This window comes from Pseudomonas sp. TH15 (assembly GCF_016651105.1).
In the GTDB taxonomy this organism is placed as follows: domain Bacteria; phylum Pseudomonadota; class Gammaproteobacteria; order Pseudomonadales; family Pseudomonadaceae; genus Aquipseudomonas.
This window is the reverse complement of record NZ_JAEKEL010000001.1, coordinates 3,997,943-4,009,833: the sequence shown is the minus strand read 5'-3', so window position 1 is coordinate 4,009,833 and position 11,891 is coordinate 3,997,943. Positions and strand designations below refer to the sequence as shown.

At 58.7% G+C, this 11,891-nt stretch carries 10 protein-coding genes; 6 read left to right on the top strand and 4 right to left on the bottom strand.

The window, feature by feature from the left end; genetic code table 11:
• The first annotated feature begins 59 nt into the window (after positions 1-59).
• The 3 genes from JFT87_RS17930 to JFT87_RS17920 are packed head-to-tail and all read left to right on the top strand — an operon-like array spanning position 60 to position 2,887.
• A complete protein-coding gene (locus JFT87_RS17930) occupies positions 60-740 on the top strand; it encodes a C39 family peptidase (protein WP_201203321.1) in 681 nt (226 codons plus the stop codon).
• Between the two features lie 44 nt (positions 741-784).
• Positions 785-1,531 (top strand): hypothetical protein, encoded by a 747-nt coding sequence (locus JFT87_RS17925; RefSeq protein WP_201203319.1) that lies wholly within the window; start codon positions 785-787, stop codon positions 1,529-1,531.
• A 45-nt stretch (positions 1,532-1,576) separates the two neighbouring features.
• Complete coding sequence (locus JFT87_RS17920) at positions 1,577-2,887, top strand: hypothetical protein (protein WP_201203318.1); 1,311 nt, start codon at positions 1,577-1,579, stop codon at positions 2,885-2,887.
• Between the two features lie 153 nt (positions 2,888-3,040).
• On the opposite strand, the gene JFT87_RS17915 is transcribed toward JFT87_RS17920, so the two are convergent.
• Positions 3,041-4,366, bottom strand: coding sequence for a sigma-54 dependent transcriptional regulator (locus JFT87_RS17915; RefSeq protein ID WP_201203317.1), 1,326 nt, complete (start codon positions 4,364-4,366; stop codon positions 3,041-3,043).
• A gap of 355 nt (positions 4,367-4,721) precedes the next feature.
• Between JFT87_RS17915 and JFT87_RS17910 the strand changes: the two genes are divergently transcribed.
• The 3 genes from JFT87_RS17910 (at position 4,722) to nhaB (ending at position 8,279) form a co-directional block, all read left to right on the top strand.
• Entirely contained in the window at positions 4,722-4,988 is a 267-nt protein-coding gene (locus tag JFT87_RS17910; RefSeq protein WP_201203316.1) for a hypothetical protein, read from the top strand.
• 284 nt (positions 4,989-5,272) lie between these two features.
• Complete coding sequence (locus JFT87_RS17905; RefSeq protein WP_201203315.1) at positions 5,273-6,562, top strand: hypothetical protein; 1,290 nt, start codon at positions 5,273-5,275, stop codon at positions 6,560-6,562.
• 214 nt (positions 6,563-6,776) lie between these two features.
• Positions 6,777-8,279, top strand: a complete 1,503-nt coding sequence (gene nhaB / locus JFT87_RS17900; protein ID WP_201203314.1) for a sodium/proton antiporter NhaB — start codon at positions 6,777-6,779, stop codon at positions 8,277-8,279.
• 114 nt (positions 8,280-8,393) lie between these two features.
• On the opposite strand, the gene JFT87_RS17895 is transcribed toward nhaB, so the two are convergent.
• The 3 genes from JFT87_RS17895 to gnd are packed head-to-tail and all read right to left on the bottom strand — an operon-like array spanning position 8,394 to position 11,712.
• Entirely contained in the window at positions 8,394-9,215 is an 822-nt protein-coding gene (locus JFT87_RS17895) for an HAD family hydrolase (protein ID WP_201203311.1), read from the bottom strand.
• The gene (zwf, locus tag JFT87_RS17890; protein ID WP_201203310.1) at positions 9,212-10,735 is read right to left on the bottom strand and encodes a glucose-6-phosphate dehydrogenase; all 1,524 of its coding nucleotides are present in this window, start codon (positions 10,733-10,735) and stop codon (positions 9,212-9,214) included. The genes JFT87_RS17895 and zwf overlap by 4 nt, the downstream gene beginning before the upstream one ends.
• Positions 10,732-11,712: a phosphogluconate dehydrogenase (NAD(+)-dependent, decarboxylating) gene (gene gnd, locus JFT87_RS17885; protein WP_201203309.1), complete on the bottom strand. Its 981-nt coding sequence runs from the start codon at positions 11,710-11,712 to the stop codon at positions 10,732-10,734. The genes zwf and gnd overlap by 4 nt, the downstream gene beginning before the upstream one ends.
• Positions 11,713-11,891: the final 179 nt, after the last annotated feature.

The window sequence follows — 11,891 nt, the reverse complement described above, 5'->3', positions numbered from 1 at the left end:
TCGAAACGAAAGCCCCGGCAACGGGGCTTTTCCACACTCCGGAAATAGGCGTATCGATCATGCGTATGACCGCCCTCACCTTCCTGCTGTGCCTGTGCGGTGTCAGCCAAGCCGCTCAAATGCCTGTAGCCGCCCTTCCTGGCGGCATGTTGGTCTATAAGCATGTGCAAAGTATTCGTGAGCGCAAGTTCAGCGACATTGTCGAGCAAAAAACCGATTTCAGTTGCGGCGCCGCCGCACTGGCAACCGTGTTGCGCCAAGCCTATTGGCTCGACGTCGATGAGGACCACATCATCAAAGGCATGCTGGTCAACGCTGACCAGAACCTGGTTCGTACCCAGGGTTTCTCCATGCTGGACATGAAGCACTACGTGGAAAGCATCGGCATGCGCGCCAGGGGTTACAAGATCCCGCCTGAAAAGCTGGATGCAGTCTCGATTCCGGTCGTGGTTCTGATGGACATTCGCGGCTACAAGCACTTCGTTGTGTTGCAGCGGGCAGACAAGGAGTGGGTCTACATCGGCGACCCGGTTCTTGGCCATAAACGCTACAACCATGATGATTTTGTCAAAGGCTGGAACGGCATCGTTTTCGCCATCGTCGGCCCTGGCTACGACAAAGCCAATGTTTTGCTCGACCCTCCGGCCCCCTTGACCGCCAAGAACAAACTCGATGAGTTCAGACCGGTCAGAGACGCGGAACTGATGGAATTCGGTTTCATTCAGAGCGACTTCTTTTAGCGCCTAATAATGATAAAAGGAGCAGGACGCTCCGGGAGCAGCAGATGAAAACCTCATACTGGCTGGCCGCCGCCTGCCTGGCAGCAAGTGCGTCAAGCTTTGCCAATGAAGGATTCAAACCCATCCCCGTCAGCGACCAAGAGCTCGGTGAGCTACGCGGTCGTTTTGTCATGCCGGGGCGCATCATCAGCTTCGGCATCGTCATGAGCAGCACCTGGCGCAACGCCAGCGGCGATCTGATCGGGGCTGCCACCTCGATGCAACTTCAGGCTGCCACGGTAAAACCGGAATTCTACGTTCAGACGATCAAGGAACACGGTAACGGCAACGCCCTCGCGACCGGTACCGGCACAGTCACCGGGGGCGCCGGGCTCAATAGCAGCCAGGGCGTAACCCAAAGCGTGCGCGCCGCTGGCGACAACAACAGCGCCTACAACAACGTCGCGATCAATGTCTCGGAGGCCAATCAGGCCCCGGCGCTGGTGCCCGCCCAAGGGCAGGCGTTGGTCGCCGGACAAACCATCGGTGGCAGTAACGCCGCTGGCAGCGTGGCGGTTTCGGCCACTGGCGGTGGCGTGCAAATGGCCATTCAGGCCTCGGGGAATCAGGGCACAGCCCTGCAACAAGTCGCCCAGGGTGGCTTGCTGCAGAACACCCGTTTGCTCGGCAGTGCCAACGTGGTCAATAACATGACTCAACTCAACGTGGTACTCAACAATAACGGCATGAGCGCCGGCGCACTGGACTGCAACCTGACTCAACTCAGGGCACTACGCAATATCGGATATTGAACTACGCTGACTCCGACTATTGGGCTTAAAGGGACGGCTTATTTCATGTATCGATCGGCATCGCTGCGCGCAGTCGTATGTTTGAGCACACTTTTTCCGGCAGCCATGTTGCAGGCCGCGCCGGATGCGGATGTTCAGGCGTTGAAGCAGGAGCTTCTCGACCTTAAACAACGCTACGAAACACAACAAAAGGCCCTGGCCGTACTCGAGCAACGGGTACGCCAAGTCGAGGAACAACCCGCAACGCCACAGCCCAAGCGCCTGGCCAAATCGCCAGCAGACCTAAAAGGCAATACACAAGTTGCCAACCGCGGCACCGGCGCAGCGGCTGCATCAGGGGGCGCAGCCGGAGGCAGCGGCGCCTCCTACGGTCAATCGCTGGCTGACGATTCACAACCGGCGCAGAGCGTGACCAACCTGTATGACGAGGCCAGTGGCTTCTTTGGGGGCGGCAAGTTCAGTTTTGAAACCGGCGTGACTTATTCTCACTACGATACCCGGCAACTGACCCTCAACGGCTTCCTCGCGCTGGATTCGATTTTCCTCGGCAACATCAACCTGGACCGGATCAAGGCTGACACCTATACCTTGGATCTCACCGGCCGTTACAACTACAACAACCGCTGGCAGTTCGACCTGAACGTGCCCGTGGTCTATCGCGAATCGACCTACCAGTCCGGCGGCGGCAACAACGGGGCGGCGAACGTAACCAGTGAGGGTGACGTCAGCCGTGACCCGACCATCGGCGATATCAACGCCGGGGTGGCTTACAAATTCCTCGACGAATCGGCCAATTTGCCGGATGCCGTATTCACCTTCCGCATCAAGGCACCGACCGGCAAAGACCCGTTCGGGATCAAACTGGTCCAGTCGCCGACCAACACCAACTTGTTTGTGCCTGAAAGCCTGCCCACCGGTAACGGTGTCTGGTCGATTACCCCTGGCATCTCGCTGGTGAAAACCTTCGACCCGGCAGTGCTGTTCGGCACCCTGTCGTATACCCACAACCTGGAGGAGTCTTTCAGCGATATCAGCTCCACGGTCAATCAGACCACTCCGGGCAAGGTCAGGATCGGCGACAGTTTCCAAGTGGGCATGGGCGTCGCGTTCGCCTTGAACGAGAAGATGAGTATGTCGTTCTCGATGTCTGACCTGGTTCAGCGCAGGAGTTCGCTCAAACCAGACGGCGGGGATTGGCAGTCGGTTGTGTCCAGTGACGCCAACGCCGGTTATTTCAATATCGGCATGACCATCGCCGCCACGCCTAACCTGACCATCGTACCCAACCTGTCCCTGGGCATGACACCTGATGCTCCGGACTTCACTTTCAGCCTGAAATTCCCGTACTACTTCTGATCCATCCCAGCAAAAAGCCCCGCCGCGAGATTTATCGCAGCGGGGCTTTTTGTTGGGTGAAAACCGTGAAGATCAAAAGATCGCAGCCTTCAGCGACGCCCACAGGTGCGTAGGAGCTGCCGAAGGCTGCGATCTTTTGATTCTGCGTTGCTTTTATCGAATCTGATGTTTGTGCAACAACCGATAAAACGTCGGCCGCGAAACGCCGAGCACTCTCGCCGCCACACTCAAATTATCGCTATGGCGATTCAACACATCGCACAACGCCTGGCGTTCGGCGCGGGTCTTGTAGTCTTCAAGCGTGCCCATCGGTGCCGCAATCGTCTGCTGGCTGATCAGCCCCAAATCCCGCGCCTCGATCTGCCGTCCTTCCGCCAGCACCAACCCGCGGCGCACCCGGTTGGCCAACTCGCGAACGTTGCCCGGCCAGTCATGCTTGCCCATCGCAATCAACGCGTCTTCGCTGAAACTGCGAGGGCGCCGGCCGGTTTCATGGCTGTAGAAATGCGAAAAGTGGTTGGCCAGCATCGACAGATCGCCATGACGTTCACGTAACGGCGCGGTGACCACTTGCAGTACGTTGAGGCGGTAGTACAAATCTTCGCGAAAGCGTTTCTTCTCGATAGCTGCCTCAAGATCAACGTGGGTCGCCGCCAGCACCCGCACATCCACCGGAATCGGCTGACTGCCACCGACCCGCTCAATGTGCTTTTCCTGCAGGAAGCGCAGCAAATTGGCTTGCAACTCCAGGGGCAGGTCACCGATTTCATCGAGAAACAACGTGCCGCCATGCGCCGCTTCGATTCGCCCGACCTTGCGTTGATGCGCACCGGTGAAGGCGCCTTTCTCGTGGCCAAACAGTTCGGACTGGATCAAGTGTTCAGGAATCGCGCCGCAGTTGATCGCCACAAAGGGTTTGCTGTGGCGCTGAGATTGTCGATGCAAGGTGCGGGCGACCAACTCTTTGCCGGTCCCGCTCTCGCCACGGATCAACACCGGCGACTCGGTGGGCGCCAGTTTGCTCAGCAGCTTGCGTAGTTCACGAATCGGCTTGCTGTCACCGAGCAACTCGTGCTCCGGCTGATCAATGTGAATCGTGCCCTGCCCGCGCAGCCGCGCCATACCGAACGCCCGGCCCAGGGTTACCTGAACCCGGGAGACATCGAACGGCAAGGTATGGAAGTCGAAAAACCATTCGCACACAAAGTCCCCGACATTCTGCAGTCGCAGGACTTCCTGGTTGAGCACGGCGATCCATTCGGTGCCGCTACGGCTGATCAGCTCCTTGACAGCTTCCGGTCGCTCCAGGTGAAAAGGCTGCAATCGCAAGAGGCCGACATCGCAGGTTCGATCGGCGGCGTTTTCCAGCGTACAGCTGTCAACATCCCAACCCACAGAACGCAAACCCGGCAAAAGACGATGGCAATCGTCGCAAGGATCAACCACTAACAGACGTCGTAAGGCAGGCGCTTCGATCATGACTGTTCCTTGGCGCCAAATTTAAGGAAATATTATTAAAAACAGTCATTTGGCAGACCTGGCTGTAACATTAGCAAGAATTTGACGGGGCCTTGTATCGTTTGACTATAGGCGTACAAGCAAACACGTTATAAGAAACCAGGTTGTTAGTGTCCTATCGACTTGTTTTGCTTTCAAAGCTTTCACTAGGCTTTCGAAAGCCGTCTAAAAACCAGCCAGATGAAAGAAAGTTGAAATTTTCTTTGTGTCAGGTGTGACCCGCTAGCGGGTTGCGTGCATCAGTACAAGTAACCAGCCGAACGGTAAGCCCAACCGACGGCACATCACTTGATTGGGCATACAGAGAGAAGACCCCATGACCGCCCCGCTCCGTATCAACGAAGCTCTTTTGATTGCCGACCGCGCGTTCAAGCCATTTCAATGCGTGGCCTGGGCCCCACAGGACGGTAACGGCGAGCTCAGCCTGAGCGTCATCGACCGCACCAATAACCGCATCGGCCAAAAGCAGATCCCGAGCAGCGCTTATTCCGATCCGGCACAACTTGAATATTTGCTGCAGCAGGCTCGTAAAGAGCTGAGCGAAGATGGCTACACGCTGCAGTCGTGGTCCATGCCGCACTGATTTACACAGTACTGCGGATGACACTCAGGTCATCCGCAGCGTCCCTGTTAGTTGCACTTTCTTTTCCACGGCGCGTGCGCCTGTACAACATTAAGCGACGGCGTCAGGCATAACTGCTTGGCAGGCTTGCAATTGGTTCAAAAAGACACTGTTGTGGCACAGTGCGACCCTCCACCTGTTAGTTCTTACAGTTGAACTCCTTCGTTATCAGGGATTGAATATCCGGCTCATGCAGTTACCCACTCGGTTCCCGGGTGATGGTTAACTTGCAAGGAGATGCGTGCATGTTCAGTTCGAACGCTTTCGCGCTCGCGCCACCGTTAAACAGTGACGCACAGCTCGACAAAACCTTTGCCGCCCACGGCGTCGCGCAAGTGTATTTTGCCGGCAGCGAGTCAAGCATGACTCAAGGCGTCGCTGTCGATCAGCAAGGTCGCGTGCTGGTAGCGGCGAAAATCGGCACGGCCGCCGGCAGTCGTTTTGGCTTGGCACGCCTGCTTGCCGACGGTTCCGCGGATCTTGGCTTTGCTCATCAGGGCAGTGTAATTGCCGAATTCGCCCCTGGCTTTGAGGCTGCCGGCAGCAAAGTGCAAGTGTTGGCTGACGGCCGAATCCTGCTGGCCGGCTTTCATTATGAAAATGCCCGCCGCGCACTCCCCGCCCTCGCCCGCTTCGATGCTCAGGGCAATCGCGACTTGACGTTCGGCGATAACGGCGTGCAGATCGTCCGCCTGCCGGGGGACCTATCCATGGGCACGCGCGACGTCTGGTTGCCACCGGGCGTGCCGGGAGCCGAGGCCTGTGATTTCGCCGTGCAGCCTGACGGGCACGTCCTGTTGATCGCCAATCATCAATTCGAACTGGCTGACCATGTCGGCATGCTGATCCGCCTCAACCCTGACGGCACGCTCGACAAGACGTTCAACGGGCGCGGCTTCGTGATGGTCCGCCATCTGTTACTCAATACCTGGTTGAGCAGCCTGCTGTTGCAGGACGACGGCAGGATTGTAGTGGGCGGCTCGATCGATTTCCCGCAAGAAGGCCTGCTCGCCCGCTACCTGCCCGACGGCAGTCTCGACGAGCGTTTTGCCGTCGACGGTTTTATGGCATTCACCGCTGGCGGACGCAGTGCGCAAGTCAGTCAGGTCATCGAGTCGGCGCACCACCTGCACTGTTTTGGCAGCAGCCGCGACCCCATTCGCTGCCTGGCGCTCAGCCTTCATCGCAATGGTCGCCCCGACCTTCACCAACATGACGGATTGCCACAACTGCTGGAAATCGGCCCCAGTGGCTGCCAATGGAGCGCCGCGCAACGCATGAGCGACGGGCGCATTATTGCCGTCGGGGCAACCATTGGCGGGATCGAGGCGGACTTCATCGTTGCCCGCTATCTGAGCGATGGCGGCCTTGACTCGAGTTTTGGCCATGGCAAAGGCTGGTTACGCACGCGATTGGGGCGAAGTCTGGACACAGCCAATTCACTGGCCATGCAAAAGGATGGCGCGATCCTCGTTGGTGGTTATTCCCTCGATGGCAATTATCGGGCGATGGTCGCGCGCTACCTCAATCACTAGATCTTTGTCAGTTGCAGGCAAAAACCTGTAAGAACTGATGGGTGAAACGAGGCTGCGATTTTTGACTTTGTTTTTAAAACCAAGATCAACATCAAAAGATCGCAGCCTGCGGCAGCTCCTACAGGGCGCCAGGCTATTGAGTTGAGCCATTAAGCACTTGAACTTGCGTGACACATCCGGCAACTTGCGCGCTTCTCAAGACAAGGAGTAGCCGATGTCCGGTTCAATGGCCCAGGCGTTCGCGCATAACTTTCTCGGGCACTCCCCCCGCTGGTACAAGGCGAGCATTGTCGGGTTCCTGATCCTCAACGCCCTGGTGCTGTGGACGGTGGGGCCGGTAGCCGCCGGCTGGTTGCTGGTCCTGGAGTTCATTTTCACCCTGGCCATGGCGCTCAAGTGTTACCCGCTGATGCCTGGCGGCCTGCTGCTGATTGAAGCGTTGCTGTTGAAGATGACCACGCCCCAGGCGCTTTATGACGAACTGGTGCACAACTTTCCGGTGATCCTGCTGCTGATGTTCATGGTGGCCGGCATCTACTTCATGAAAGACCTGCTGCTGTTTCTGTTCTCGCGCCTGTTGCTCGGGGTTCGCTCCAAGGCGTTGCTGGCGCTGATGTTCTGTTTCCTGTCTGCGTTTCTGTCGGCGTTTCTCGATGCATTGACCGTGACAGCGGTGATCATCAGTGCGGCGGTGGGGTTTTACTCGGTGTATCACCGCGTCGCCTCGGGCAACGATCCGCGTCAGGACAGTGAGTTCAGCGACGATCAGCATCTGCCGACACTCCATCACGAAGACCTCAATCAGTTCCGCGCCTTCCTGCGCAGCCTGCTGATGCACGGCGCCGTGGGTACTGCGCTGGGCGGTGTTTGCACCCTGGTTGGCGAGCCGCAGAACCTGTTGATCGGCCACGAGATGGGTTGGCATTTCGCCGAGTTCTTCCTGAAAGTCGCCCCGGTGTCACTGCCGGTGCTGGCGGCGGGACTTGTGACCTGCGTCTTGCTGGAGAAACTGCGTTGGTTCGGCTACGGCACGCTGCTGCCGGACAATGTGCGCGCAGTACTGGCCAACTATGCAGCCGAAGATAATGCCGAACGCACTTCGCGCCAGCGCGCAGCGTTGCTGGTTCAGGGCGCGGCAGCGTTGATCCTGATTGCCGGGCTGGCGTTTCATATCGCGGAAGTCGGGCTGATCGGTTTGATGGTGATCGTGTTGATCACTGCGTTTACCGGCATCACCGAGGAGCATCGCATCGGCAACGCGTTTAAAGACGCTATGCCGTTCACGGCGTTACTGGTGGTGTTTTTCGCGGTAGTGGCGGTGATACATGACCAGCAACTGTTCACGCCGTTGATTCAGTGGGTGCTGACCCTGCCGGCGGATCAGCAGCCGGGCATGCTGTTTATTGCCAATGGTGTGTTGTCGGCGATCAGCGACAACGTGTTCGTGGCGACGATTTACATCACTGAAGTGAAACAGGCGTTCATCTCCGGCCACATGAGCCGCGAGCATTTCGAGACGCTGGCGATTGCCATCAATACCGGGACCAACCTTCCGAGCGTGGCAACACCCAATGGTCAGGCGGCATTTCTGTTTCTGTTGACCTCGGCGATTGCACCGCTGATTCGCCTGTCTTACGGGCGGATGGTGTGGATGGCGTTGCCATACACCGTGGTGATGGGCTCGCTGGGCTGGTACGCAGTGAGTTTTTGGCTGTAACCCAAAACAATGTGGGAGCGGGCTTGCTCAAGATGGCGGACTGACAGACAACAATGATGTTGAATGTACTGACCTCATCGCGAGCAAGCTCGCTCCCACAGGGTAGTGCGTTGGTTATCGGGCCAGGATGTATTGCTCGATCGCCTGCGCTGCGCCGTCTTCGGTGTTGGTGCCCGTGACCACATCGGCCTGACGCTTCACCGCTTCCTCCGCCTGCCCCATGGCAATCGACAACCCGGCGCGATGAAACATCGCCGGGTCATTGCCGCCATCGCCCAGCGCGGCAGTATGCTCCAGTGGCACACCGAGGTACTCGGCCAGTGTCGCCAGCGCCGCGCCTTTGTTGGCTTGCATCGCGGTCACGTCCAGATAAACCGGTTGTGAACGGGACACCTGAGCCTGACCTTCGACCTTGGGCAACAACAGCGCTTCCAGCTCAATCAACAAATCGGTGTTGTTGCTGGTGGCGACGATCTTGTCGATGCGCTCCAGGTACGGTTCAAAACTCTCGACCACCACCGGCGGATAGCCCAAACCGTGCTGCTCACGTGGGACCATAGGGCCATGCGGGTCCTTGAGCAGCCAGTCACCGCCGCTGAATACCCAGATTTCGATGTCCGGCCGGTCGGCAAACAGCGCCAGTGCCGTCAGCGCAGCAGTGGCCGGCAAGTAATGCGCGACCAGCAAGCTGCCGTCCGGTTTGACGATGGTGCCGCCATTGAAGGCGGCGGTCGGCACGTCGACGCCCAGGGTTTCGATCTGCTGCAACATGGCTTTCGGCGGGCGGCCGGTGGCCAGGCTGAACAAAACGCCGGCCTCACGCAATGAACGAACCGCGTCGATGGTGCGCTGGCTCAGGCTGTGATCGGGCAGCAACAAGGTGCCGTCCATGTCGCTGAGCAGAAACCGGATGGAATGTTGCGCGGACTCACTCATCCGAGGCCATGCCAGACGCGACCATCGCGGGTCAGCAGGTCCTCGGCAGCCTGTGGGCCGTCTTCACCGGCCGGATAGCTCTGCACGCTCGCGTCCTGCTGCCAGGCGTCGAGGAACGGCTGTACGGCGCGCCAGCCATTCTCAATGTTGTCGGCACGCTGGAATAGCGTCTGGTCGCCGGTCAGGCAATCGTAGATCAAGGTTTCGTAGCCGGTGGACGGCTGCATTTCAAAGAAATCCTTGTAGGCGAACCCCAGTTCGATGTTGGCCATGTTCAACGCCGGCCCGGGCCGCTTGGCCAACAGGTCGAACCACATGCCTTCGTTGGGCTGGATCTGAATCCGCAGGTAGGTCGGCTGCAACTCATCGACCTCGGTGTCGCGGAACTGCGCGTACGGCGCAGGCTTGAAGCAAATGACGATCTCGGTGTCGCGCACGCTCATGCGCTTGCCGGTGCGCAGGTAGAACGGCACGCCGACCCAGCGCCAGTTGTCGATCATCACCTTGAGCGCGACATAGGTTTCAGTGTTGCTGTCAGGCGCCACGTTGCCTTCCTGGCGATACCCGGTCAACGGCTTGCCGTCGACTTCGCCAGCCGCATATTGACCGCGCACCGAGTTGGCGCGTGCATCCTCGACGGACCAAGGCCGGATCGCCCCGACCACTTTGGCCTTCTCGCCACGGACCGCATCGGCGCCAAACGCGGCCGGCGGCTCCATGGCCACCATCGCCAGCAACTGGAACAGGTGATTGGGCACCATGTCCCGCAAGGCGCCGGTGTGTTCATAAAAACTGCCACGGGTTTCCACGCCAACGGTTTCGGCGGCGGTGATTTGCACGTGGTCGATGTAGTGATTATTCCAGAACGCTTCGAACAGGCTGTTGGAGAACCGGCTGACCAGAATGTTCTGCACCGTCTCCTTGCCCAGATAGTGATCGATCCGGTAGATCTGCTTCTCCGACATCACCTTGAGCAAACAGGCGTTCAAGGCTTCGGCGGTGTGCAGGTCGTTGCCGAAAGGTTTTTCGATCACCACCCTTCTGAAGGCTTCCGGTGTTTCTTCAAGCAAACCGGCAGAGCCGAGACGGCGCACCACTTCGCTGAAAAAACGTGGCGCGGTGGCCAGGTAGAACACCGCATTGCCAGTGCCGCTGTCGGCGATTTTCGCCGCCAGCGCTTGATAAGTGCTGTCGTCCAGGAAGTCGCCCTGGACGTAGCTGATGCCTTTGGCGAGCTTGGCCCACAAGGCCGGGTCAAGGGCTTCATCGCCCTTGCCGACCTTGGTGGCCGCTTCGGTGCGAATGAAGTCTTCGAGCTTCTGCGCGAAGGCTTCATCGCTGATGGCGTTGTGGTCAACGCCGATGATCCGCAGTCCATCATCGAGCAGGCCGTCACGGCTGAGGTTGTACAGCGCCGGCATCAGCAGACGCTTGACCAGATCACCGTGAGCACCGAACAGGAACAGCGTGGTCGGTGGCGCGGGTTCTGCCTTGGATTTCTTGCGGATCGTATTGGTCATTTTTTCGGTGTCTCCACGTGGCCGCCGAAGCCGAAGCGTTGGGCTGAGAGAATCTTGTCGCCAAAGGTGCCTTGCCCGCGCGAACGGTAGCGAGAGAACAGCGAGTTCGACAGCACCGGTACGGGCACCGATTGCTCCATGGCGGCTTCGATGGTCCAGCGACCTTCACCGCTGTCAGCCACCGAGCCGGAGTAACCGTCGAGTTTCGGGTCGCTGGCCAAGGCGTCGGCGGTCAGGTCCAGCAACCACGAGGACACCACGCTGCCACGACGCCAGACTTCGGCGATGTCACCGACGTTCAGGTCGAAGCGCTGATCTTCCGGCAGGTTTTCGCTGGATTTGGTCTTGAGGATGTCGAAGCCTTCGGCGAAGGCCTGCATCATTCCGTACTCGATGCCGTTGTGAATCATCTTCACGAAGTGGCCGGCACCGGCAGGGCCGGCGTGGATGTAGCCGTGTTCGGCACGGTGGTCGTCGGACTTGCGGTCCTTGGTACGAGGGATGTCGCCCAGGCCAGGGGCCAGGCTTTCGAACAGCGGGTCGAGACGCTTAACGGTCTCGGCGTCGCCGCCGATCATCATGCAGTAGCCGCGTTCCAGGCCCCAGACGCCACCGGAGGTGCCGACGTCGATGTAGTGCAGGCCTTTTTCCGACAGGGTTTTCGCCCGGCGGATGTCGTCCTTATAGAAGGTGTTGCCGCCGTCGATGATGGTGTCGCCGGCTTCGAGCAAATTGCTCAGGGTGTCGATGGTCTCTTCGGTCGGCGCGCCGGCCGGCAGCATGACCCAGATCGCACGCGGCTTGGCCAGGCCAGCCACCAGGGCCGGCAAGTCAGTGACGCCGGTGGAGCCTTCTGCGGCCAGGGTTTCAACGAAGGCGGTATTGCGGTCGTAAACAACGGTGGTATGCCCGTTGAGCATCAGGCGCCGCGCAATATTACCGCCCATGCGGCCCAGTCCAATAATCCCGAGTTGCATGTGCTGATGCTCCTTACTGCAAATAATGTGTGTCAAAGGTTATAGCCCAACGCGACCAATGTGAGTTAGTCCAGAGCGTTGGGATGAAGTTTCCGGGCATTGTGCCCGATCCAGACTGATAACGTCGGGAATCGTGCCGAAGACACACCGACCATGAAAAATAAAAAAGTTCCAATTGA

Coding starts and splice junctions, on each gene's coding strand:
- JFT87_RS17930 (WP_201203321.1), top strand. CDS start 60: ATGCGTATGACCGCCCTCACCTTCCTGCTGTGCCTGTGCGGTGTCAGC.
- JFT87_RS17925 (WP_201203319.1), top strand. CDS start 785: ATGAAAACCTCATACTGGCTGGCCGCCGCCTGCCTGGCAGCAAGTGCG.
- JFT87_RS17920 (WP_201203318.1), top strand. CDS start 1,577: ATGTATCGATCGGCATCGCTGCGCGCAGTCGTATGTTTGAGCACACTT.
- JFT87_RS17915 (WP_201203317.1), bottom strand. CDS start 4,366: ATGATCGAAGCGCCTGCCTTACGACGTCTGTTAGTGGTTGATCCTTGC.
- JFT87_RS17910 (WP_201203316.1), top strand. CDS start 4,722: ATGACCGCCCCGCTCCGTATCAACGAAGCTCTTTTGATTGCCGACCGC.
- JFT87_RS17905 (WP_201203315.1), top strand. CDS start 5,273: ATGTTCAGTTCGAACGCTTTCGCGCTCGCGCCACCGTTAAACAGTGAC.
- nhaB (WP_201203314.1), top strand. CDS start 6,777: ATGTCCGGTTCAATGGCCCAGGCGTTCGCGCATAACTTTCTCGGGCAC.
- JFT87_RS17895 (WP_201203311.1), bottom strand. CDS start 9,215: ATGAGTGAGTCCGCGCAACATTCCATCCGGTTTCTGCTCAGCGACATG.
- zwf (WP_201203310.1), bottom strand. CDS start 10,735: ATGACCAATACGATCCGCAAGAAATCCAAGGCAGAACCCGCGCCACCG.
- gnd (WP_201203309.1), bottom strand. CDS start 11,712: ATGCAACTCGGGATTATTGGACTGGGCCGCATGGGCGGTAATATTGCG.